Annotated in this window: 22 protein-coding genes; 10 read left to right on the top strand and 12 right to left on the bottom strand. The window is 58.6% G+C overall.

Annotated features, from left to right (window positions below):
* The first annotated feature begins 5 nt into the window (after positions 1–5).
* Both GOX45_RS14970 and GOX45_RS14965 read left to right on the top strand, forming a co-directional pair.
* Positions 6–365 (top strand): hypothetical protein, encoded by a 360-nt coding sequence (locus GOX45_RS14970; protein WP_171101961.1) that lies wholly within the window; start codon positions 6–8, stop codon positions 363–365.
* An 84-nt stretch (positions 366–449) separates the two neighbouring features.
* Positions 450–1976, top strand: coding sequence for an MFS transporter (locus GOX45_RS14965; RefSeq protein ID WP_171101960.1), 1527 nt, complete (start codon positions 450–452; stop codon positions 1974–1976).
* Positions 1977–2020: 44 nt separating this feature from the next.
* Here GOX45_RS14965 and GOX45_RS14960 read toward each other — a convergent pair whose 3' ends face one another.
* The 7 genes from GOX45_RS14960 to GOX45_RS14930 all read right to left on the bottom strand — a co-directional run bounded on the left by GOX45_RS14960 (position 2021) and on the right by GOX45_RS14930 (position 9317).
* Complete coding sequence (locus GOX45_RS14960) at positions 2021–3364, bottom strand: S41 family peptidase (protein ID WP_171101959.1); 1344 nt, start codon at positions 3362–3364, stop codon at positions 2021–2023.
* Positions 3365–3370: 6 nt separating this feature from the next.
* Positions 3371–4504 (bottom strand): murein hydrolase activator EnvC, encoded by a 1134-nt coding sequence (locus GOX45_RS14955; RefSeq protein ID WP_171101958.1) that lies wholly within the window; start codon positions 4502–4504, stop codon positions 3371–3373.
* Entirely contained in the window at positions 4501–6018 is a 1518-nt protein-coding gene (gene gpmI / locus GOX45_RS14950; protein ID WP_171101957.1) for a 2,3-bisphosphoglycerate-independent phosphoglycerate mutase, read from the bottom strand. The genes GOX45_RS14955 and gpmI overlap by 4 nt, the downstream gene beginning before the upstream one ends.
* A gap of 84 nt (positions 6019–6102) precedes the next feature.
* The gene (locus tag GOX45_RS14945) at positions 6103–7779 is read right to left on the bottom strand and encodes a sulfatase-like hydrolase/transferase (RefSeq protein ID WP_171101956.1); all 1677 of its coding nucleotides are present in this window, start codon (positions 7777–7779) and stop codon (positions 6103–6105) included.
* Positions 7780–7794: 15 nt separating this feature from the next.
* Positions 7795–8025 (bottom strand): (Na+)-NQR maturation NqrM, encoded by a 231-nt coding sequence (gene nqrM / locus GOX45_RS14940; protein ID WP_171101955.1) that lies wholly within the window; start codon positions 8023–8025, stop codon positions 7795–7797.
* A 15-nt stretch (positions 8026–8040) separates the two neighbouring features.
* Positions 8041–9066 (bottom strand): FAD:protein FMN transferase, encoded by a 1026-nt coding sequence (locus GOX45_RS14935; protein ID WP_171101954.1) that lies wholly within the window; start codon positions 9064–9066, stop codon positions 8041–8043.
* 65 nt (positions 9067–9131) lie between these two features.
* Entirely contained in the window at positions 9132–9317 is a 186-nt protein-coding gene (locus GOX45_RS14930) for a hypothetical protein (RefSeq protein WP_171101930.1), read from the bottom strand.
* A 112-nt stretch (positions 9318–9429) separates the two neighbouring features.
* Here GOX45_RS14930 and GOX45_RS14925 point away from each other — a divergent pair, with 112 nt between their 5' ends.
* Positions 9430–9954: a CBS domain-containing protein gene (locus tag GOX45_RS14925; protein ID WP_171101953.1), complete on the top strand. Its 525-nt coding sequence runs from the start codon at positions 9430–9432 to the stop codon at positions 9952–9954.
* A gap of 3 nt (positions 9955–9957) precedes the next feature.
* On the opposite strand, the gene GOX45_RS14920 is transcribed toward GOX45_RS14925, so the two are convergent.
* The 3 genes from GOX45_RS14920 to GOX45_RS14910 form a co-directional block, all read right to left on the bottom strand.
* On the bottom strand, positions 9958–11967 hold the full coding sequence (locus GOX45_RS14920; RefSeq protein WP_171101952.1) for a polysaccharide biosynthesis tyrosine autokinase: 2010 nt from the start codon (positions 11965–11967) through the stop codon (positions 9958–9960).
* Between the two features lies 1 nt (position 11968).
* Entirely contained in the window at positions 11969–12631 is a 663-nt protein-coding gene (locus tag GOX45_RS14915) for a sugar transferase (protein ID WP_171101951.1), read from the bottom strand.
* 181 nt (positions 12632–12812) lie between these two features.
* On the bottom strand, positions 12813–13571 hold the full coding sequence (locus GOX45_RS14910; protein ID WP_171101950.1) for a metallophosphoesterase family protein: 759 nt from the start codon (positions 13569–13571) through the stop codon (positions 12813–12815).
* A gap of 139 nt (positions 13572–13710) precedes the next feature.
* Here GOX45_RS14910 and GOX45_RS14905 point away from each other — a divergent pair, with 139 nt between their 5' ends.
* Together GOX45_RS14905 and GOX45_RS14900 are read left to right on the top strand one after the other, a co-directional pair.
* Positions 13711–13974, top strand: a complete 264-nt coding sequence (locus GOX45_RS14905) for a hypothetical protein (protein ID WP_171101949.1) — start codon at positions 13711–13713, stop codon at positions 13972–13974.
* A gap of 6 nt (positions 13975–13980) precedes the next feature.
* The gene (locus tag GOX45_RS14900; protein WP_171101948.1) at positions 13981–15282 is read left to right on the top strand and encodes a hypothetical protein; all 1302 of its coding nucleotides are present in this window, start codon (positions 13981–13983) and stop codon (positions 15280–15282) included.
* An 8-nt stretch (positions 15283–15290) separates the two neighbouring features.
* On the opposite strand, the gene GOX45_RS14895 is transcribed toward GOX45_RS14900, so the two are convergent.
* Positions 15291–15839 carry a transcription termination/antitermination protein NusG gene (locus GOX45_RS14895; RefSeq protein ID WP_171101947.1) on the bottom strand — a complete coding sequence of 183 codons (549 nt, stop codon included), beginning with the start codon at positions 15837–15839 and terminating at the stop codon, positions 15291–15293.
* 156 nt (positions 15840–15995) lie between these two features.
* Here GOX45_RS14895 and GOX45_RS14890 point away from each other — a divergent pair, with 156 nt between their 5' ends.
* Entirely contained in the window at positions 15996–16424 is a 429-nt protein-coding gene (locus GOX45_RS14890; RefSeq protein WP_171101946.1) for a hypothetical protein, read from the top strand.
* Positions 16425–16428: 4 nt separating this feature from the next.
* On the opposite strand, the gene GOX45_RS14885 is transcribed toward GOX45_RS14890, so the two are convergent.
* Positions 16429–16764: a hypothetical protein gene (locus tag GOX45_RS14885; protein WP_171101945.1), complete on the bottom strand. Its 336-nt coding sequence runs from the start codon at positions 16762–16764 to the stop codon at positions 16429–16431.
* A 555-nt stretch (positions 16765–17319) separates the two neighbouring features.
* Here GOX45_RS14885 and GOX45_RS14880 point away from each other — a divergent pair.
* The 4 genes from GOX45_RS14880 to GOX45_RS14865 are packed head-to-tail and all read left to right on the top strand — an operon-like array spanning position 17320 to position 22129.
* Complete coding sequence (locus tag GOX45_RS14880) at positions 17320–18081, top strand: glycosyltransferase family 2 protein (RefSeq protein WP_171101944.1); 762 nt, start codon at positions 17320–17322, stop codon at positions 18079–18081.
* A gap of 52 nt (positions 18082–18133) precedes the next feature.
* Complete coding sequence (locus tag GOX45_RS14875; RefSeq protein WP_171101943.1) at positions 18134–20176, top strand: YjbH domain-containing protein; 2043 nt, start codon at positions 18134–18136, stop codon at positions 20174–20176.
* A complete protein-coding gene (locus tag GOX45_RS14870; protein WP_171101942.1) occupies positions 20155–20754 on the top strand; it encodes a YjbF family lipoprotein in 600 nt (199 codons plus the stop codon). Before GOX45_RS14875 ends, GOX45_RS14870 begins: the two co-directional genes overlap by 22 nt.
* A 22-nt stretch (positions 20755–20776) precedes the next feature.
* Positions 20777–22129, top strand: coding sequence for a polysaccharide biosynthesis/export family protein (locus GOX45_RS14865; RefSeq protein WP_217350473.1), 1353 nt, complete (start codon positions 20777–20779; stop codon positions 22127–22129).
* Positions 22130–22146: the final 17 nt, after the last annotated feature.

Raw genomic sequence — 22146 nt, 5'->3', positions numbered from 1 at the left:
AAAGCATGACCCAACCCATTCTGACTCCAATCCGGCTGAATAACGGCGTTTGGGAAGGTCGTCTCACAAGCGATGCTCCCCCAGAAGTCGAAATTCTGTATTGCGGCCAATCCCTGACCGATTTCGAACTTAAGCAAGACGGTGCCGAGTGGGTTTTGCAACTAACCGTGCCGACTGAAACGTTATCGGACGGAGTTCACACGATCCTTATCCAAAACGCGACAACACATGAAAAGCTAGGCGACATCACCATCATCGCAGGCCAGCCCGCCGACGACAGCCTGCTGGCAGAGCTGTCCCTGCTGCGAGCCGAAGTGGATTTGCTGAAACGAGTGGTCCGCCGCCTGCACGTGTCCGGCAGCTGAATTACCGGCAAATCCGGGTTTTATATGTCTTTTTGACACGTTTCCGTGCATCAATAGGACATCACGTTCAATCCGGGTGGACCTATGGAACGCAAAAGCATCGTAATGCTCATCGCCCTCATGGTGACGGGTTTTGGCATTGGCATCGACTTTACTGGCGCCTTGATGCTGGTTCCGGCGATTGAAAACAGTTTTGACTCGGACATCACGGGAACCCAGTGGGTTCTGAACATCTATGCCTTGTTCTTTGCCATGACGATGGTTGCCGGAGGCCGGATGGGCGACATGTTCGGGCATCGGAAGATGATGATTATCGGACTGTCGATCTTTCTGTTCTCGTCGATCATGTGTTTTGTCGCGCCCGGTTTGGACTATCTGATCGTCGCGCGGGCCCTTCAGGGGATTGGTGCAGGCTGCGTTTGGCCTTGCACATTGGCGTTTGGGGCCACCAAAGTCTCGAAACCCGAACATCGGGCTCTGATCATGGGGATGATCCTGGCCGGGGTGACCACCGGGAACGTCTTTGGACCGATGATCAGTGGCGCGGCTGTCACCTTGGGCGAATGGCGGCTGTTCTTTTTGGCCAATGTTGTGTTTTCAGCGATCTCGATGGCCACCGCGATTTTCGTGATGGAAAAGGAAACCCAGCACAAACAAGGCGAACGGATCGACTTTGCAGGCATGGCAATCCTGTCCTTCGCGGTCCTTCTGTTGCTTTACGGGCTGGACATCGGTGCAGATTGGGGGTGGACCTCGGTCCCATTGCTGCTGCTTTTCTTTGCCAGCGGCGTTCTCTTTTTCATGTTCCCAAGGATCGAAAAAAAGGTGCCCGAGCCTCTGCTTTTGCCGCAGCTGATGCAGAACCGGGAGTTTCTGATCACGCTGGGACTGAACATGTTCAACGTGTCCGCGGCCTTCATCGGCTTGCTGTATTTCCCGCAATACATGCAAAAGGTGCTGGGCTGGTCGACCTTTGAATCCGCTCTGGGATTGGCCCCTTTGACCGTGTTGCTGGCGGTCGGATCTGTGGTTTCGGGGACGTTATACAACGATTTCGGGCCCAAACGGCTGTTGTTCTGGGGATATCTCAGCGCCACTTTGGGCTCGGCGAGTATTGTGTTGATGCCTGACGGCCTGGGCTATTTCCAAATCTTGCCGGGGATGGCTTTGATCGGCCTTGGGGCAACTCTGACCGTGGGTCCGTCAGGCACAGCGGCTGTATGTGCCGTTAAACCGGAACGCGCAGGCCTGGTTGGCGGGCTGAGTTTCATGACCCATCTGGTCTATGGCGCCATTTCCGTCGCCTGCGCCACAGCGGTCATGTATGTCAGCAGCTTGAACAGTCTTGGCAAGCAGCTCAAGGCAGATGGTATTGATCTGTCTCTTGCAGATCAAAAGGCGATCAATGGGGGTACTTTGACCACCGATACGGCCAAGGCGATCATGCAAAAACTCAGTTCTACCGAGGCCGAAAAAGTTCAGACCGCAATCGCTAACGCCTTTGACAGCGGAATGAACATGGCCTTTGTCTTCGCCACAGTCTCGGTGTCGTTCGGGCTTGTTCTGGCGCTGTTGCTGGATGAGAAGAAACTGCACAAGGTCGAAGGCTGACCGGCAGGGAAAAAGGGCCGCATCTGCTGCGGCCCTGATCTGGTTTACTGAGACGGCCCGTTTGGCCGGAAGGCGGACAAGCCTTTCAGGATATCGATGGCATAGGCCAGTTGATAATCCTCTTCGCGCAGCTCTGCCGTGGCTTCGGCCTTGGCGCGGTCCTCTTCGATTTGACGGATTTCGTCTTCGCTGAGGCTGTCATTGTTCAGACTGCCGCGCAGATCGGCCTCTGACCTCGTGCGTGTGTTCGAGGCTTCCTCTTCTTCGGTTTCAGGTGCAGGACGCGGTTGTTCGACGATGATGTCCGGGCTGACACCCAGCGCCTGAATCGAGCGACCAGACGGCGTGTAGTAGCGCGATGTAGTCAGGCGCATCGCACCGTCACCCCGCAGCGGCATCACGGTCTGGACCGAGCCTTTGCCAAAGCTTTTTGTACCCACAACAATGGCCCGATTGTGGTCTTGCAGCGCACCGGCCACAATTTCCGACGCCGAGGCCGAACCGCCATTGATCAACACCACGATGGGTTTGCCATCTGCCAGATCGCCCAGCGTCGCGTTGAACCGCTCGCCTTCGGCGGGGTTGCGGCCACGGGTCGAGACGATCTCGCCTTCGTCCAGGAACGCGTCCGACACTTTGATCGCCTGGGTCAACAAGCCTCCGGGGTTGTTGCGCAGATCCAGAACGATGCCGTTGATATTTTCGATACCACCGGCCTCTTCGATTTGCTTTTGCAACCCGGCTTCGAGGTTGGGATAGGTCTGGTCGTTGAATGTGGTCACCCGCAGCACAACACTGGTACCTTCGGTCCGGGCCCGCACAGCGGTCAGTTTGATGGTGTCGCGGATCAGGGTCACGTCAAACGGGTCTTGTTCGCCCTCGCGAACCACGGTGATCACAATCTCGGAGCCAACCGGGCCACGCATCAGATCGACGGCTTTGTCCAACGTCAGGCCCAGAATGCTTTCGCCATCCACATGGGTGATGAAATCGCCCGCTTCGATCCCCGCCGCATCGGCTGGCGTATCGTCGATGGGCGACACAACTTTGACAAACCCCTCTTCCTGAGTGACCTCGATGCCAAGCCCGCCAAATTCGCCGCGGGTCTGCACCCGCATCTGTTCCGCGTCATCGGGCGAAAGATAGCTGGAATGCGGATCCAGCGACGTGAGCATCCCGTCAATCGCCGCTTCTATCAGGTCTTCGGTCTCGACCTCTTCCACATATTGCGCGCGAATGCGTTCGAAAATATCGCCAAACAGATCCAGTTGCTCATAGACGCTGGCCTTGCTTTCGGCCTCTTGCGCCAACAGTGGGCCTGCGACCTGCGTTGTTGCGATCACACCTGCCACGGTTCCGGCCAATCCGGCCATCAGAAAATTCTTCATACTCGTTTATCCATCCTTGTTCGTCCGAAACCACGCTTCCGGATCCACGGGGCTGTTCTCTTGTCTTACCTCTATATAGAGCGTTTCTGAGCGATCAGTTCCAGTGCCTTCACCGCTTGTTGACATAATAGCGCCAATTTCAGGCGTTTCCCCCGGCATCAGCCCCACCGGAGTGCCCTCTGGAATGACCTGCCCGGGCTCGCCATAGACATCCTGCAAACCAGAAAAAACAAAGAGAAGACCGGGTTGCGGTTCGAGAATGATCAAGTTTCCCAGGTCGAGAAGCGGCCCGCGATAGCGGATCGTTGCAGCGGTGGGCGCTGTCACAAGCGCGCGGGGTCGTGTCCCCAGAACTAGACCGGGGCGGGTCACGCCAGCGGCATCCGTTTCACCGGCGCGGTGCAGAATCACCCCTTGGGCCGGCAGCTCAAGCCGCCCCTTGAGGTAAGAGATGTCGGCATTGCTGGCGATGATCTCACCATCCGAAATCTCGGACAGCCCGCTGGCGAATCCGTCCAGCGTTTCAGTAGACGAGATCAGGATCGCCGTGCGCACGGGATCTTCGACAAAGCGGCGCGGCAGGTCGGTGCGTTCGGCAATTGCCTCGCTCAGCTTGGTGCGGGCGTCCTGCACGCCGGTCAGACCCTCGGTCAGTGTCGCTTGCGCGTTTTCCTGCAGCTTGCGCAGGGTCTGAACCTCTTGCAGATCAGCGGACAAGGCCTGCGCCCTTGCGTTCAGCGCTGGGGTGACATCCGACAAGATCATACCCGTGCGCGCCGCGCCCAGGGGCCCCGACGGATGCAGCATCAGGATCGGCGGCGCTGTGGTTTCAATCGTTTGCAACACGCCCAGCAACTGCGCCACTTCGGCCTCACTGGCGCGCAGCTCGGCCACCAGTTGCGTCTCGCGCAGCGACGCCCCGCGCAACCCCTCGCGCATGGCCGCAAGACCGGCCTCATAGGCTTGCACAGTTTCCGTCAGCGCGCGAACACGGTCACGCGCCGTGTCGGCCTGAGACAAGGACACAGACGCCTGTTCCAACTGCTGCGCCGCCGCCAAAGCCGCATCCGCCGGGCTGGTTTGCGCCGACGCGGGCCCGGCGAGGAGGGCACAGGCAACAACAAGCGCGGCAAGCCTCATGACAAAAGGCTTTCTCCGGTCATTTCAGGTGGTTTGGGCAGTTCCATCAAATCCAGTAGCGTGGGTGCCAGGTCAGACAAACGGCCCTGCCGCAATGTGGCGCCCTGAGGGCCGCCCACCAATGCCACCGGTACCGGGTTCAGTGTATGCGCTGTGTGCGGGCCGCCGGTTTCTGGATCAACCATCACCTCGCAATTGCCATGGTCTGCGGTGACGATCATCGCGCCGCCGACCTCTTCCAATGCGGCAACAACCTGCGCCAGCCCCTGATCCACCGCCTCACAGGCTTTTATAGCAGCCTGCAAATCACCCGTGTGACCGACCATATCTGGATTGGCATAGTTGGTGACGATCAGATCATAGCCGCCCTTGATGGCTGCGACAAATTTCTCGGTCACCTCGGGGGCAGACATTTCCGGCTGTAGATCATAGGTTGCCACTTTCGGCGATTTCGGCATGAAACGGTCTTCGCCCGGTTCGGGTGTTTCCTTGCCACCATTCAGGAAGAACGTGACATGGGGGTATTTCTCGGTCTCGGCCAGACGGAACTGGCGCAGGCCCTGCTTGGCCACCCATTCCCCCAAAGTGTTCACAATCGCGCGTTTTGGGAAAACGGTGGTCATATAGGCGTTATGACCATCCGAGTATTCGACCATGCCCAACAAAGCCGACAGGTTCGGGCGCGGGCCGGTGTCGAACTCGGCAAAACCCGGCTCGGCAATGGCCCGCAGAATCTCACGCGCCCGGTCGGCACGGAAGTTCAGGCAAAAGAACCCATCGCCATCTTTGACGCCGCCAAAGCCATCAAGGACGGTTGGAACGACAAATTCATCGGTTTCCGACTGGTCATAGGCCTGTTTGATCGCCGCCAAAGCTGTGGGCGCTGTACGCCCCTGCCCCTTGATCATCGCCTCATAGGCCTGAGACACCCGTTCCCAGCGATTGTCCCGATCCATCGCATAGTATCGCCCGCATACCGTCACAACACGAGCGCTTTCCGGCAGAAGCTTTTCCAGCTGGGCAATGAACCCATCAGCCGATTTAGGCGCCACATCCCGACCGTCTGTCACCGCGTGCAGGGCCACGGGCACGCCAGCATCAGTAATGGCCTTTGCGGCAGCCACGATATGGGTCAGATGACCGTGCACCCCACCGTCCGAGACCAAACCCATCAGCTGCGCCGTACCACCTGCGGCTTTCACCTTGGCAATGAAATCCTGCAAAGCCGCGTTGACAAAGAATGACCCGTCCTCGATTGCCAGATCGATCTGCCCCAGATCCATCGCCACCACACGACCCGCACCGATATTGGTGTGCCCAACTTCGGAATTGCCCATCTGACCGGTAGGCAGCCCAACATCCGGGCCATGGGTGATCAGCTGTGACGACGGCCCTTTTGCCATGATCGCGTCAAATGTAAGCGTTTTGGCCAGCGCCGGGGCGTTGGCTTGCGTGTCGTCAGACAATCCCCAACCATCGAGAATGCACAAGACTACGGGTTTGGGGGCGGTCATGAGGGTCTCCGTCTGCTGCTCTGCGCCGATCTTCTACCCTCTGGGTGACCAAGGGTGAACTGGCATTCAGGGTCTTGCCCTGATTTATTCTGTCTTGCCTCTGATTTCTTGGTACGGGCGCGCCTTTCGGTTTCGATATTTCACCGTCAGCTCAAGCGGCGTGTCGTTTTCATCATAGATACCGATCACCACACCTGTGCCACTGCTTTTGGTGCGCCGTTCCATAAGCTGCTCTGCGGATCTTGTTGTCCGCTGTGACAGGCGACGGGCCCAGGCAAAAAGATGATCATACATCTGCGCAATTACATCTGCATGCTTAGCGCTGTCGCCCAGATCGACCAGCTCATCGGGATCGTTCTCAAGATCAAACAGCAAGGGCCGATAGCCGCCTTCGCAATGGATCAGTTTCCAGCGCTTGTCGGCCACCATGAACATCACTGCATCGCGCACCGAAGCGTTCAGCATCGTCGCAATGGGCGAGGCCGAGTAGTCATATTCGCAGATCGCCACCTCACGCGGGGTTTCCTTGGCTTGCCCGCGCAAGATCGGCAGCAGAGAGTGCCCTTCAAGAATATGGTCTGGAATCTGCGCACCGGCCACATCGACGAAGGTCGGCGCCAGATCGATGGATTCGACCAGCGCGTCACAGGTGGAGCCACGGGTTGCGTCCGCGTCCGGGGATGGGTCGTAAATGATCAGCGGAACTTTGGTGGATGTATCGTGGAAAAAGGTCTTTTCACCCATCCAGTGATCGCCCAAGAAATCCCCGTGATCCGAGGTTAGGACAATCATCGTGTCCTTCATCCGGCCGGTTTGCTCCATCCAATCAAACAGCCTTCCCATCTGGTCATCTGCCTGCTTGATCAGGCCCATATAGGCTGGGATCACCGCCTCGCGAACATCCTGGCGCGAAAAGGTTTTGCCGATTTTCGTGTCCATGAAGGCGCGCAGAACGGGGTGGGCGTTCTCATGCTCGGCCTGTGACCGGACAACAGGCAATACGTGTTCTGGCCCATACATCGAGGCATAGGGTTCCGGCACGATATAAGGCCAATGCGGTTTGATATAGCTCAGGTGACAGCACCACGGGCCGGACTGGCTTTCCATGAACTCCATGCCACGGGTCGTGAGGTAGGGCGTTTCGCTGTCTTCCTCAGCGATATTGGCGGCCTCAGAGGAGTTCTTGAGAAACCAGCCCGACAGGACATTGCCGTCCTCATCCAGACCGGAATTCGCAAAATCGTGCCAGGGATTGTCGCCCTCATAGCCTTTGTCATTCAGATAGGCGTTGTAGATTTTGGCACCATTGGGGTCATAGAAACCATTGGGGCCTTCGGGGCGCATCCCGTCATCGCGCTCGAACACGTCAAACCCGCATTCCGCCACGCGCGCGCCGATCAGGCTGTCGGGCTCAAGCCCCAAACGTTCCATCCCCTCGGCATCCGCGACCATATGGGTCTTGCCCACCAGCCAACAGCCCATGCCCGCCTTGCGCAGGTGATCGCCCATCGTCATCTCGCCAACTTTCAACGGAATGCCGTTCCACGACGCCCCATGCGAATGCACATAGCGCCCGGTATAGGTAGACATGCGCGAGCTGCCGCAGATCGGTGACTGGATATAGGCGCGGGTAAAGCGCACGCCCATTGATGCCAGCCGGTCGATATTGGGGGTGTGAAGATGGGGGTGGCCATTGCAGCTGAGGTAGTCCCAGCGCAACTGATCGAACATGATGAAGAGAATATTCTTGGCTTTGCTCATGCCAAGAGGGTTATCCTAGCCTTCCATCCGTTGCAGCATCTTTTTCGCTCGCTTGCACTGCAACTGATCGCGCAGAGGACTGTTTGGATCGACGTCTTTCTGACAGACGACGCACTTGTCCGCGCCCGAGATTGCGTTCAGGCCACCGCAGCTGCCTTTGATGGTCTTGCCCATCAACATCACACCCAGCGCCATACCGACCATGACGATCAACAGCAGGAAGAAGGCGAGAATAAAGGTGCTCATAACGGTTCCTAGCGGTCAGTTGGTGTCCAGCACGTCTTTGAAAGCGCTGCTTTGGACGGTGATATAGGCATCTTCGCCATTTGTCACATCCCGCGAGATGAAAAACACGGCAAGTTTATGCTGCTCGGCCAGGTCCAGCCCCCGCTCCTGGCCCAGGGCCAACATGGCTGTCGCCCAGGCATCGGCCATCATCGCGTTTTCGGCCAGAACAGTGACCGACGTCGTGTGATGGGTGATCGGACGCCCGGTGGTGGCGTCAATGATATGGGAATAGCGAATGCCATCCTGCACAAAGAAATTCTTGTAATCGCCCGAAGTTGCCATCCCGCGATCATTCAAGGGCACAACCAGTTGGATCGCCTGTGTTCCGGTTTCCGGTTTCTCGACCCCTATACGCCAGCTTTCACCCTTGTCGTTTTCGCCTTTGGCCACAAGATCGCCACCGATCTCAACCATATAATCCTCGATCCCCGCATCGGCCAACGTGGCCGCAACCGCATCGATCCCATAGCCCTTGGCGATGGCTGACAGGTTGATACCGACACCAGCATCGGACTTGGCAAGTGTCCCGGCCTGACTGTCCAGAGTCAGCAACCGATCTTGCCCGACCGCATCCAGCGCAGCTTGAATGTCGGCATCGCTGGGCACCGGGTCTTCGGGTTTACGCGGGCCAAACCCCCAAAGTTCGATCAGTGGCCCCAAGGTAACATCAAAAGTGCCCCCGGATTTGCTGTGCACCTCATTCGCTGCAGCCAGCACAAGCGCGAATTCGTCCGAGACCTGCACAGGATCGGTGCTGCTTGAGGCCGAGAATGTCGAAACTTCGGAATTGGGATCCCAGTTCGACATCTTGCCATTGACCCGATCCAACGTGGCCTGCACATCAGCGGCCAATGCATCCTGATCCAGGTCTTCCCCGATTGCGACAATATTGAAGGTCGTCCCCATGGTTTCGCCAGACAGCCGAACAACGTCGGGTTCTTTGTCGAACCAGCAGCCGGTGACCAGAAAAACCCCAGCCAGTGCTGACAAGATACGCATGTTTGACCTCCTGCGGGACGTGGTGCCCGGCATATGCCAGCGGGCTTTGGCAGAGTCAAACGACCTCAGATCTTCATCGGCAGAAAGGCCAAGGCCATAAGGCCGATACCCGCCGGGACACCAAAGAGCCAAGCGCGCTTTTGCCAGCCTTCGGGCTGATGCTTCCACAGCATGCGAAAGTTGTGGCCGCAAATGACCACACCGATAAAGATCACAACAGCAAAGGTTGGGGTCAGATAGAGTTGGCTCACGTCTACGCGTTTCCTTCTGATGCGCCACCTTGCAAGATTCTACCCTATACAGGGCCCATCTTCACGCTAAGGTAGAGGAACCCGCCATTTCCGGTAAAGGAGGAGACCGCCCATGGCCCCAAGCTCTTACCAGCCCCCGACACGCGGCGACAAGCCCGCTGCACCCACCCGCAGTCAGTCGGTTGAATCCAACCTGTCGCACTCCAATACGACAGTAGCCAAGTTGCTGGAAGGCAAAGGGGATGCGGTGTTTGCGGTACGGCCCAACGACACGATCCATTCGGTGGTGAACCTGCTGCGCGACAAACGTATCGGTGCTGTTGTTGTGACTGATCAGAACGGTGCGCTACAGGGCATCTTGTCCGAGCGTGACATCGTGCGTCGCATGGCCGATACGCCGGGTCAGACCCTGCCTCAGTCTGTCGAAGAACTGATGACCCGCGAGGTTCAGACCTGCGCGCCCGAAGACAGCCTGAATGCAGTTCTGAAAACCATGACCGAGGGACGCTTTCGCCATATGCCAGTGATGTCCGACGGACATCTGAAAGGCGTTATTACCATCGGAGATGTGGTGCAATTCCGCTTGAAAGAGCTGGAATACGAGGCGCTGCGGATGAAGCAGATGATTGTCGGCTAACGCTCAGACCGTATCGTAGTATTGACCATAGGTGCCATAGACCAGATCGGTTTTGGTACCTTTGGTCGCGCTGACACGCGACATTACCAACCCCGTCACCTGCAGGTTCACGCTTGAAAACTCACGCAGCGCGTTTTCGACCAGGGACCGGTTTGTGTCAGAGGCGGCAACGGTCAGCAGGATGGCGTCGGCAGACTGTCCGATGACACGTGCGTCGGGCACCACCAGAACCGGTGGGCAATCGATGACGATATGATCATAGCGATGCCGCAGGTCTTCAAACAGCGCGTGAAATTCGGGAGACGAGAACAGATCAGCCGCGCTGTCGGCGCTGCGCTCGCCCATCAACACGTCCAGGCCGGTTCGCGCATCGCGCTGGATCAGATCCTGCACAGGCACTCGATACGACAAGGCGGTCACCAATCCGCCTTTAGGATTTTCAGGGAAGTAATGCTGGAACGACAGGCGGCGGATATCAGCCTCAACCAGCAACACCCGTTTGCCCAACCCTGCCAAGCTGTGAGCCAAGATGATCGCGGTGGTCATCTTGCCTTCGCCCGGCACGCAGGAAGAGCACAAGATCACCTTCGGTGGATCCGTTTTGTTGCGCCAAAGCAGCGAGGTGCGCAGGTTGTGCGCCGCCTCGACCAAAGGTGAGGTCGCGCGCGCGGTCAGATAGTCGATCAGTTGAGCCCGAGACCGGACCGGCGCTTTGGGCAGTTGGCCAATCACGGGGCTGCGTGTCGCTGCCTCGATCGTCGCCAGTGTTGGCGCTCTCGCCTGTTGGGCCTGTCTAAGCAGCAAGATACCGATACCCGCGACGGCCCCCGCCAAAGCGCCGAAAACGGCCAGTTTTGCCGTGTTTGGCGCGACTTTTCGCGCCTCAATGGCCGGTGAAATGATGCGACTGTCGGGTGTTTGCAAACCACGGCGCAGAGCGGTTTCCTTTAGGCGCGACAAGAATGTCTGGTGCAACAGTTCGGTCGCCCGTGCATCGCGTTCAACCTGACGCAACTGCGCCAGTTGATCGGTCTGCGCCCGGTAATCTGCCTCAAGCTGGCGCAGCCCCGATTGCAAAACGTTGGCTTGGCGGTCGGCCAGCGCCAGTTCGCGGATGGTCTGGTTTTGCAGTTCCGCCACCCGCGCAGCAAAGCCTTGCAGGGCCTCGGTATCTCCGGCCAGCGCGGCTGTGGCCTGACGCTGCAACAGCTCATCTTCGAAAGATGCGGCACCAGTCGGGTTGTCTGCAAGCGCCTCAAGCCGCTGCGCACGCTGTTGCAAACTGCGCTGACGGTTCAACAATTGATCCAGCCGGGCCTGCGTATCTGACAACTGCTTGGCCAAGGCCTCGATACTCTGGACGGCGATCGCCGCGCCAACCTGTGCGGCCGCATCATCCTGCTGTTCGATTTCCTGTTCCAGAGACACAACCCGGTCGGACAGCCAGTTCACGGCCGTGTTGATGTCGCGGCGTTTTTCCGCAACCTGCCCGTCCACATAAAGCGTCGCCAGGGTATTGACGATCTCAGCCGCCTTAGCCGCATCCTCGCTGCGGGCCGACAGAGTCAGGACATGCGAATTGCGAATATTGGCGACTGAAACGCGCGCAGCCAAGGCTTTGGCAACATCCTCTGCCCCACTGCCGCGCTGGCCGATAAGCGGCAAAGGCGGTCGCAAAGAGGCATTGAACTCGGGATCTGCCACCAGATTCATCCGCTCCGCCAGTTGGCGCATCATCTGGTCCGAGCGCAGGATCTCGATCTGGGTGTTGATGGCAGACACATCCGTTGCCAAACCGTTCAAGGCACCTGCGGTTGCCTCAAAACCATCAGAGCCGGGATCCAAAAGCAGTGTGGTTTCAGCCTGGTAGACCGGTTTGGCCACATAGATCGCGGCCAGAATGGCAAGGGTCAACCCAAGCACCGTCGTTGCCGCAAGCAGCCATTTGCCCGCCCATAGCAAGCCCAATAAACGGCCCAATTCATCCTGTTCAGCTTGCATCTCGGGCGTCATCTTATTGCCCTTTCAAACACAGCACGGTCAGGATCGTGCGCCAGAAAATCCGTATCTCCTGCATTGGACCCATTGTTTGGATATACCTCAGGTCAGCTTGCACCTTGGCCTGCACCGTGTCGGCGCATTGGACATAGCCGATCTCGGTCTGTGCCAATCCACTAATGCCTGGACGCACGCTGTGGCGGGAGCGATATCCTGGCATGGTGCGGTTATAGTGTCGCGCATGCCCCACATAATCAGGGCGCGGACCGATCAGGCTCATCTCGCCTTTGATCACGTTGAGTATTTGCGGTAATTCATCCAACCGGCTGCGGCGGATAAACCGCCCCAGCGCTGGAATGCGGTCCGCTTCCAGTGGATCAAACGGCCCGCGTAAAGCCCGCTGCCTCGGGCTCATCGATCGGAACTTGTACGCCAGAAACGGCCGACAATGGCGCCCCATTCGGATTTGAGCAAAAAACACCGGGCCAGAATTGAAAAACGGGTTCAGCAGCAGCAGCATGACCGAAGTAACGCAAAGCAAAGGCAATAACATCACCGAAAACCACAGGTCAAATCCGCGCTTTGCCACCAAGAATACAGGCGACGGCCCCTGCCGCAGCGGTCGATAGAAAGTAGCCTCTTGTCCGATACGCGTCGATGTGAGCTCGTAATCCAACATTCCTGTCCCCTTGCGCCCTTGTGCGCCGGAAAACAGCGCGAAGCTTTGGGCAAGGGTCACGGGACATTGGTAAATTATTGGTTAACCTTAACAGTAGGTTACCCAAAAACATGCGATTTTTCTAATATTCGGAGAACGCGGGCTCCTGCTATGATCGGAATTTTGTCACAAGCTCGCGCGTTCAGCTGGTCGAAATGAAATGAACACCTTCGGACGAGATGTCTGCTGCTGTCAGGCGACCGGTAAAAACCGCGCCTGTATCGATCGAAATCACCCCGTTTGACGCGTCGGGCTTATCAACGATCACATGGCCGCGCAGAACCCAGTGCCCGTCTCGCCGAGCCGTTTTCGGAAACTCCGGATGCCCCCAAAGACAGGTCTGGCGCTGTTGCCGGGTTACTGCGCGATTGGGATCAAGCGCGGCGTGGACAGCTGTGACATTGCCGCTGGTCCAGGTCAGAGGACGCGTCCGTAGCCAGTCCAGCAGCGCGTCGCCCATGGCCTCGCGCAACCGGGTGGCAGCACCTTCTGCATCTCGGCCGATGGCGGCCCCGTCCAGGTCCCCCAGGCCGAAGGATGCAATCGTCTGCAAGCCACCGTTCAGCATCCATAACTGCGCATTGCGTTTTGGCTCATCAACAAAACGCAGCAACATCTCTTCATGGTTTCCCAGCAAACACGTCACCGGACGATTGTCGTTCTGTTCAAGCTGATAGAGATGACGCAACACATGCGCGCTGTGGGGACCGCGATCAACGTAATCCCCCAGAAATACCAATGGGCAATCGAGGTCCACCCTGTCCAGCAACGACTGCAAAAGATCCATCCGACCATGGATATCACCAACCGCGATAAAGCGTTGATCCGGTGCAATTACGCCCGGCTCTGCTGCATTCGATGCAGGGCGCGAGATCAAGGTTTTGAGCCATCCGGGTATCATGGAACAGACCCCTATCTTGTCCGCCAGGCAGGGGCAATTGGCAAAGGTCGCAGCGCCTTAACACAGGGTTATTTTGCCGTGCGGGCAACGGTGCGGGCGCTGCCCCTATGGTGGCGCGGTCTAACCACAGGAGTTTCCCATGCCATCAACTGCTTACAAGACCGCTGCAGGATGGATCGCATCCAACCGTCACACCGCGACCGCTGACGAAGACATATTGCTGAGCAATGTGGGCGGTGACACAATCCATTTTGAGATCACAACCGACGATGCAGTGCCCGCGCTTGACGTCTCGCAAGGCCATCCGGTTCAACCGGGCCGATCACAGGCCATGCAGATCAAATCGGGCGAGCGCCTGTGGATCGCGGGCAATGACGTCCCTGTAACGCTTTTGGTCGGGTGACATATGGTGACAGGATCACGGTTTCAAAGCGGACGGTTCGCGTTCAGCGGGCGCACCGCGCCGCTGCGTGACCCGTTTGCCGCATATGGCGTCAACGGGATGGTGCCGGATGTCGTCGCGGATTTCTCATCCTCGGTCTTTCGGGCTGCCCAAGGGCCGGTTGCCTTTCACGATGCCTTTGACTTTGCGCGCGGCTCAACAGCGACCTATGTGAATTCCTCGGGCCTTTTAAGCCAGTCCGTACCCGGTGAACCTCGGTTTGACCATCGCCTGACGGGCGGAACCTGGCAGAGCGCCGGTCTTTTGTTGGAATCCGAGGCGCGCACAAATCTGCTGCTACACGCCTCGGGCTTTGACACGTCGGTCTGGTCGCGGTCACGCGCCGCCATCTCGCCCAACGATGCCCTAGCCCCTGATGGCACCGGCACCGCGTCCCGGCTGACCAGTACAGCGGATACCTTTGATGGAGCCGTGCAGCAATCGGTTGCCTATCTGATTGGAGATGTCCTGACCTTTTCGGTCTACGCCAAAGCCGGTGACCGCGAATTCATCTTTCTGCGCGAACGCACGCATGGTTTTGCCAAAGACAGCTATTTCAACCTGAGCGCAGGGGTCACCGGAACGGTAAACTCGGTGCACACGGCCGCGATGGAGGCGCTTGGCAATGGTTGGTATCGCTGTGCCATCACGGTGCAGGCCACGCGCTCGGCGATTTCGGCGTTCGAGATCTACAACTCCGAGGAGGATCTGAACACATCCTCTGCACAGCCCGGATTTACCTATATCTGGGGTGCCCAGCTGGAACACGGCGGGGCACCGTCATCCTTTATCCCGACGCAGACAAGTGCTCAGACACGTGCGGCTGAAAGCGTTACCCTGAAATCGGCCTATCTACCCGATAGCAACGCGTCACATGCGGTGTCGATTGCGTTGGAAGGGGCGCTTGATCGGGCCGCGGTTCCGGGTCGCGCTGTGTTGCTGGAGTGGTCTGATGGGGTCACCGAGGGGCTGGAATACGCCGTGGCGGCAGACGGTCGGAAAGAGGTCTTGCATTTGGCTGGCGGCGCCGGAACCACCGTAAGCTCCGCGCCCGGCAGTGTGGGTCTTTCCCGCCATGAGCCGTTTGAACTCGCGTCGCGCCACACCTATTCAGAGGTCGCTCTGGCCGACGGGTCTTCAGCTGCGGTGAGTGGCATCCCGGTGCTTGGGTCGCAGGATCTGATCCTTGGGCCCGGGATGATGGGTCATGTGGAGATGCTTCGTCTTTGGGCAAGCGACATCGGAAATATGGGTCTGCAAACCCTCTGAACGATGGATCAGGCGGGTTCCGGCCGCGAAACCCGCTCGACCACGTCTCGCGAAACCGTTGCGCGCACAGCGCGGCCCAGTATCTGGATCAGCACTTGCAATCTCTGGTGCTGATCCAGCTTTTCGATCCGGGACAGTTCCCCCGAAAACGGGCCCGAGAAAATCCGCACCGTGTCACCCGGGGCCAGCCCCCGATCGGGTTGCAAGACACCCTCTGCATCACAGCGTGCCCTTAACGCTGTCATGAAATCGGGAGGAATGGGCGCAGGATTCAATCGTGCGTCGGTTATCAGCCGATTGACGCCGCGCGTGTTGTTGATCACCTGCCAGCGCGCTGACTGAGGCGTAAAGCCGACAAAGAGGTAGCCCGGGAAAAGCGGTTGCGCCTTGGTTCTGAGCTTGCGACCGACCCGCGCTGTTTCCCAGCGTGTGGGGCAAAAAGTCTTGAATCCTTGTCGCGTCAGGTTGCGCTCGGCGATCAGGCGCATGTTTGGACGCAGTTGCGCAGCAAACCACTGGCTATGATCACGGGCTGAGGAAGAGCGGTCCTGCGTCATGAAAGAAACCTTGTATTTTCAGAGAATTGCAAACTTATGCCGTTGTTAATTCCCCGACCGCACAGTGTGAAAATCTATGGGCTTTGTCAGGGGAGTTGGAAAGTGCCGAAAGGAAGTATTGCCCGGTTTTCCGGGTGTCTTGTTGTGTGTTTTGCGATGCTGATCTCTGTGGGTTCTGCGCCCGCGCTGTTGGCTCAGCCTTCACGAGTCGTACACGTAATCGGCAATGATCTGGGTGGGCGGATCGACCGCAGGGTCGCGCGGGTCGAACGCTTGCGCCAACACGGGGATCGGGTCGAGATTCGGGGCCGGATCTGCCTGTCCGCCTGTACCCTCTATCTGGCCGCAGATGATGTGTGTGTCGACGCAGATACCGTGTTTGGGTTCCACGGTCCCAGTCTTTGGGGGTTGGCTCTGGATGCGGCCAGTTTCGAATATTGGAGCCAGCTGATCGCAAGCCACTATCCCGCGCCATTGCGGCAATGGTATCTGGAGATGGCGCGACACCGGGTGAACGGGCATCGCCGATTGTCCGGGCAACAGATGATCGAACTTGGCTATGCGCCATGTGCTGATCCTGCCTAACCATTCAATTGCTGCCGGTGCTGTCGGTTGATGAGGTTGACGACGTTCCTGCGGCCACCGCCGCTGCGGCGGCCCCCAAGCCAAGCGCAGGCACCTGCAGCCCCACCACGTTCGTCGCCCCCGGCGCCACTCCGGGGAGCTGGTCTTGTCGTTGCCTTCTGTTTTGACGCGCACACGAGACCTTTAGACTGCCGTCGCTGAGAACTTTTGCACGCAAGACCTTCGCCCCGGAACAGGCATCCAGACTGCGCGCCAATTGCAAAGCGTCAGCGCTTTGCGAAACAACCGGAAGTGGTGCGATACTTGCACCGAACGCAAGCAAAACAGTCCTGAGGTGCATGATCCAACCTTCGCCATTTACCTGCCAAACTTGAAGCAAATGGTTAATACTTTGCTAACCTTGCTGAGGTTTTTCTGATTTTAAGCGGTTGACGCAAATTCTGTTACTGAAACCCAACAGAACTATCTAATTTCAATCATCTACAACTTTAGCGATTGAAATTTACTCTTTTCCCTGCCAAGGCTCTGATCATGAAACCACCTCCAGAAGTCAGACATTCGTCACTTCCGGTGCGGTAGCCGTTGATCAGGCAATTTTACTTAAAATGAAGCATACAGAAAATCACGCTGAGGGCGAAATGCCCTCGGTCACAGGCAAGTAACTGCGCGCTGCGCGCGGGGCTTTGAACTGGTCGGTCCGATGTCTTTCGGAAAAGTCCGGGGTCGGAGCAGCCACTATCACGCGTTATGAGGCCGTGGACGGCGTACCCCATTCGCGCAAAGGCAACCTTACAAAACTGCGCTCGGTTCTAGAGGCCCAGGGGATCCGTTTTGTCAGTGACCGGAAGATGGCTTTTGGGCTGTTGTTCGATATTTCGGTAGACTGACGTTTAGCATGATGATTTCGATTGTGATGCCGGTGTTGAACCGGGCAAGTTCGCTACCGGATGCGCTTGGGTCGATTGACCAGCAAACCTATGAAAAGGCTGAGCTTGTTGTTCAGGACGGTGGTTCAACCGACGGCACGTTGAAGCTTTTGTTCGACCGGAAGAACAGTCATCCGATGCGTGTTCAATCTGCCCATGATGGTGGTCTTTACGATGCCATCAACAAGGGTGTGGCGCGCTGCCACGGAGATGTCATCGGCTTGCTCAGCTCCGATGACATGCTGGCGGATGATCAGGTCTTGGCCGATATCGCACGGGCCTTTCGGGATCCATCGATTGACGCGATCTATGGCGATCTTCAGATCCTGTCAGCATCGGGGCGTGTGATACGCCATTGGCGCGCAGGGCCGTTCTCACGCAGGCGTCTCAGCTGGGGCTGGATGCCACCGCACCCTACGCTTTACGTGCGCCGCAGCGTTATCGAACGCTTTGGCGCCTATGACAGCGCGTACCGGATTGCCGGGGACTATGACGCGATGTTGCGCTGGATCGGGGCCGGTGAGATCAAACTGGGTTACGTGCCACGGGTCTTGGTCAAGATGCGCCATGGCGGTGTCAGTACCAATCTGGGCGCTGGACTGCTGACAAAGGCGCGCGAGGACTATCGTGCGTTGCGCGCCAACCAGGCTGGGGGCGCTGGCACATTGTTGGCAAAGAACCTGCGTAAACTGGGGCAATTTGCGCCGCTTCTTCGGAACCCGGGCCATTAGGCGCAGCCGTCTTATTGTCGGTCTTTTGGCATTGGTTGCACCGACCCTGACCATGGCAGATCCTCAGATCCAGACCACCTATAACACCTATGGTTATCCGGGTCTGGTCGAGCTACCCCCGGCCCATAGCCGCCCGGACGCGGAACTGGCGCTGAACTTCAGCCATTTCAGAAACACCACGCGCACGACGCTGACTTTTCAGGTCACCCCGCGCCTGTCGGGAAGCCTGCGCTATTCGGCGCTGCGCGATGTGCGCGGCAATACACCGGGCGCCGCTGTGCAGGATGAGATCTTCGATCGCAGTTTCTCAATCCATTACCGGTTTCTGGACGAGTCCAGCCGCCGCCCGGCCATGGCCATCGGGCTGAACGATTTTCTGGGCACCGGGATCTACCAGTCGGAATATATCGTAGCCTCAAAGACCGTGCGCCCGAACCTGCGCCTGACAGGTGGCATTGGCTGGGGTCGACTCGCGGGGGTTGGGTCTTTTCAGAACCCGCTGTCTTATATCTTTGGTAGCCGGATGGACACCCGACCCGGCCGTGAAGATGATGAGGGTGGCACGTTGCAATCGCAAAACTGGTTTCGCGGTCCGGCCGCCCTGTTTGGCGGGATCGAATGGCAGCTCAGTGACGGGTGGAAGCTGCAGGCCGAGTTCTCACCCGATGCCTACCCGCAGGAGGACGGCACGGCGTTCGACCGCAAATCCTCGTTCAATTTTGCCGCGCAGTATCGCATTCGTCCCGACATTCATCTATCGCTGACCTATCTCTATGGCTCGGAAGTCGGCGTGAACCTGAGTTTTGCATTGAACCCCAAAGACCCACCCGCCGCAGGGCTGCGCGGTAATGCACCGCCACCAGTCTTGGTGCGCGGGGTCAACCAAATGCCTGCAGGCACACCTGCCGACAGTCGGCGTCGTTTGGCGGCGGCGTTGCAGCAAGAAGGGCTGCGGCTACAAAGCCTTGAAACGCAGGGCGACATCGCGGCGGTCGGCGTACAGGGCACCTCGCGCACCCGGACGGGGCAGGACATCGGGCGCACCGCCCGGGCGATGAGCCGCACCCTGCCTGCCCATATCGAACAGTTCGAAATTGCACTGGTTGTCAACGGCCTGACCCCGACCAAGGTCACAATCCAACGGCGGGATATGGAACAGCTGGAACATGAGCTGGACAACAGCTGGTCCAGCTATGCGCGCGCGCGCATCGAAGAGCAGGATCAGGCCATTGCCGGACCGCGCGCTGCCTACCCGGTGTGGGACAACCGCATCTCACCCTATATCCAACCCGCCCTGTTCGATCCTGACGAGCCGGTGCGGGCAGATTTCGGCGTTCAGGCCTCGACCCAGGTCGAACCGGCCCGTGGCGTGATCCTGCGCGGCATCCTGCGCCAGCCCTTGCTGGGCAATCTGGACGATTCTGACAGGCCTTCGGATTCGACCCTACCGCGCGTGCGCAGCGATGGGGCGCTCTATGATGCCGAAGGCAGCCCCGCGATCACCGAGCTTACGGGTGCCTATTATTACCAGCCTGCTGGCGATCTGTTCGGACGGATCACCGGCGGTTATCTGGAGCCGATGTTCGGCGGCCTGTCCGCCGAGTTGCTGTGGTTTCCGCTGAAGTCGCGGTTCGCGATGGGGGCCGAATTGAACTATGTCCGCCAGCGCGATTTCAACCAGCTGTTCGGCTTTCAGGATTACAGCGTCGCCACCGGTCATCTGTCGGGCTATTGGCAGATGCAGAACGGGTTTCACACGCAGATCGACGCGGGCCGATATCTTGCCGGTGATTGGGGTGCCACCTTCACCTTGCATCGCGAGTTCAAGAACGGTTGGCGCATCGGGGCCTTTGCCACGCTTACCAATGTCTCTGCCGAGGATTTTGGCGAAGGGTCGTTTGACAAAGGCATCATTGTCACGATCCCCATCGATTGGCTTTCGGGCTCACCCACCCGCGATGATTTCACCACCGTACTGCGCCCTGTCCAACGGGATGGCGGTGCGCGTCTGGATGTGGCGGGGCGGCTTTACGACACTGTACGCGGGGTGCGTGGGCATGACCTTCAGGTCAATTGGGGGCGGTTCTGGCGGTAATCCGTCTGATCTGTTTGCTGGCCTTGATGGGGTGCGCGGCGCAACCTGTAGACCCTCGGGATTTGCTCAGCCGCGCGCAGCTGGACGCGCTTGGACGTCCCACCTTGCTTGCTGAACTGCCCGAGTTGAAAGTTGCAGCAACACTTGAGCCATCCGCGCAGAATACGGGCGTGCGCACCTGGTCGTCGGGCGATCAGGCCTCGCTGTCGTTCCAGAGCGGTCTTCTGGTGGCCAGCCGAGGGTTGGGCCGCGACCTGATGACGGCGGATATATCCGGGACACTGTCGATGCTGCGGGGTGACCAAACTGGATATTACCTGAAGCTGCACAGCTATCTGGACGGTGAATTTCAGACGGAATTTCAAAGCTTTCAGTGCCAGCGCACCAGCAAGACCCCAGAACGCATCACCATCTTCGACCGTACCCATGGCACGGTTCGTATCGAAGAAACCTGCATCACGCCCGGCCTGACCGTAACCAACCTCTATTGGCTGGGCCCTGACGGGTTCATCTGGAAATCCCGCCAATGGGTCAGCGCCAGTGCCGGGTACCTATGGGCTGAACATCTGGTCCGCTGAAACGACAGTTCAGGAGAATGACATGACGCCGATCCTCCGTTTTCTTTCGCTTGTTTTGCTGGTGCTGCCGCTTACGGCTTGTGGGATCACCTATACCAGCCCGCGCGTGTCGAACCAGTTGGACAGCGTTGCGGTGCGAGAGGTGGATTTGACAGCTCAGACGGTCCTGTTGGCCAATCGGTCTACCCCCTACACGCCGCGCAGGCTGCCGGCGTCCTTCTATGACACGGCCGGTACAGGCGCGCCGGTGCAGCGTCTGGCCACGCTGCCGGACCGCCCTGAAGTGCCGCACCTGACCCCTCAAGCGCTGGAACTGCGCGCGCCACCTCAGGTCAAACCGCCGCCCTATCGTCTGGGCGTGGGCGACGAGGTTGCCCTGGTCCGGGCCGGAGCAAGTGCGTTGGGCGCGCAATCCGCGCCGCAGCGTGAGACCTATACAATCCGAGCGGACGGCACCATTTCGGTACCTGATATTGGCGCTGTTCGAGTATCAGGCCTCAGCCTGCAAGATGCCGAAGCCGCCCTGTTCAACGCTTTTGTCGACCGCCAGATCGACCCGTCTTTTGCACTGGAACAGACCGGCTATAACTCGAAACGCGTGGCCATTGGCGGGTTGGTCGCCGCACCTCAGAATATCGCGGTCAAACCCGTGCCCCTGACCCTCAGCCAGGCGATTGCCGCCGCCGGGGGGCTCAGCACGCGGGATCGCGACTATGGCACCATTCGGATCTATCGCACAGGCGACCTCTATCAGATCCCGCTGAAAGACTATTTCGCGCGGCCTGATCTGCAACGGTTGAACCTGCTGAATGGTGACGCGGTCTATGTGGATACCAGCTATGATCTGGACCGCGCGCTTGGGTTCTACCGAGATCAGGTCGATGTGATCAGCCTCAACCGTCAGGCCCGCGCTGATGCCCTGGCCGAGCTGGACTTGGCGGTGGGGCTACAACGCGACGAACTGATCGAATCTCGCAGCAATTTCACCGCCCGCACCGAATTGGGGGCCGAAGCCCGCGATTATGTCTATCTGGGTGGCGAGTTCCGCAGCAACGCCCGCATGCCCCTGCCCTATGGGCAGCACCTGAATCTGGCGGATGCGCTGTTCGGGCAAGGCGGGTTCAGCACGCGCACCGCTGATGCGTCCCATATCTATGTGCTGCGCGCCTCCCCCAACCCGGCCGAGTTCGGTGCGGTGACCGCGTGGCATCTGGATGCGCGCAACCCGGCTGCGCTGTCGGTGGCCTCGCGCATGCAATTGCGCCCCAATGATATCGTGTTCATTCAGGAACAACCGATCACCACATGGGGCCGCGCGCTGGATCAATTCCTGCCGTCTTTGGTCAATGCGGGGTTGGATGCAGCGGGTGGCTGACAAAATCTCCTTGACCT

Source organism: Ruegeria sp. HKCCD7255 (assembly GCF_013031565.1).
Lineage (GTDB): Bacteria > Pseudomonadota > Alphaproteobacteria > Rhodobacterales > Rhodobacteraceae > Ruegeria.
Note: the sequence above shows the minus strand (reverse complement) of the source record. Positions and strands in the feature narration are given on the sequence as shown.

What these genes read in the sequence shown, in the direction of transcription:
- GOX45_RS14970 (WP_171101961.1), top strand. Translation starts at nt 6, where the DNA reads ATGACCCAACCCATTCTGACTCCAATCCGGCTGAATAACGGCGTTTGG.
- GOX45_RS14965 (WP_171101960.1), top strand. Translation starts at nt 450, where the DNA reads ATGGAACGCAAAAGCATCGTAATGCTCATCGCCCTCATGGTGACGGGT.
- GOX45_RS14960 (WP_171101959.1), bottom strand. Translation starts at nt 3,364, where the DNA reads ATGAAGAATTTTCTGATGGCCGGATTGGCCGGAACCGTGGCAGGTGTG.
- GOX45_RS14955 (WP_171101958.1), bottom strand. Translation starts at nt 4,504, where the DNA reads ATGAGGCTTGCCGCGCTTGTTGTTGCCTGTGCCCTCCTCGCCGGGCCC.
- gpmI (WP_171101957.1), bottom strand. Translation starts at nt 6,018, where the DNA reads ATGACCGCCCCCAAACCCGTAGTCTTGTGCATTCTCGATGGTTGGGGA.
- GOX45_RS14945 (WP_171101956.1), bottom strand. Translation starts at nt 7,779, where the DNA reads ATGAGCAAAGCCAAGAATATTCTCTTCATCATGTTCGATCAGTTGCGC.
- nqrM (WP_171101955.1), bottom strand. Translation starts at nt 8,025, where the DNA reads ATGAGCACCTTTATTCTCGCCTTCTTCCTGCTGTTGATCGTCATGGTC.
- GOX45_RS14935 (WP_171101954.1), bottom strand. Translation starts at nt 9,066, where the DNA reads ATGCGTATCTTGTCAGCACTGGCTGGGGTTTTTCTGGTCACCGGCTGC.
- GOX45_RS14925 (WP_171101953.1), top strand. Translation starts at nt 9,430, where the DNA reads ATGGCCCCAAGCTCTTACCAGCCCCCGACACGCGGCGACAAGCCCGCT.
- GOX45_RS14920 (WP_171101952.1), bottom strand. Translation starts at nt 11,967, where the DNA reads ATGACGCCCGAGATGCAAGCTGAACAGGATGAATTGGGCCGTTTATTG.
- GOX45_RS14915 (WP_171101951.1), bottom strand. Translation starts at nt 12,631, where the DNA reads ATGTTGGATTACGAGCTCACATCGACGCGTATCGGACAAGAGGCTACT.
- GOX45_RS14910 (WP_171101950.1), bottom strand. Translation starts at nt 13,571, where the DNA reads ATGATACCCGGATGGCTCAAAACCTTGATCTCGCGCCCTGCATCGAAT.
- GOX45_RS14905 (WP_171101949.1), top strand. Translation starts at nt 13,711, where the DNA reads ATGCCATCAACTGCTTACAAGACCGCTGCAGGATGGATCGCATCCAAC.
- GOX45_RS14895 (WP_171101947.1), bottom strand. Translation starts at nt 15,839, where the DNA reads ATGACGCAGGACCGCTCTTCCTCAGCCCGTGATCATAGCCAGTGGTTT.
- GOX45_RS14890 (WP_171101946.1), top strand. Translation starts at nt 15,996, where the DNA reads ATGCTGATCTCTGTGGGTTCTGCGCCCGCGCTGTTGGCTCAGCCTTCA.
- GOX45_RS14885 (WP_171101945.1), bottom strand. Translation starts at nt 16,764, where the DNA reads ATGCACCTCAGGACTGTTTTGCTTGCGTTCGGTGCAAGTATCGCACCA.
- GOX45_RS14880 (WP_171101944.1), top strand. Translation starts at nt 17,320, where the DNA reads ATGATGATTTCGATTGTGATGCCGGTGTTGAACCGGGCAAGTTCGCTA.
- GOX45_RS14875 (WP_171101943.1), top strand. Translation starts at nt 18,134, where the DNA reads ATGGCAGATCCTCAGATCCAGACCACCTATAACACCTATGGTTATCCG.
- GOX45_RS14865 (WP_217350473.1), top strand. Translation starts at nt 20,777, where the DNA reads ATGACGCCGATCCTCCGTTTTCTTTCGCTTGTTTTGCTGGTGCTGCCG.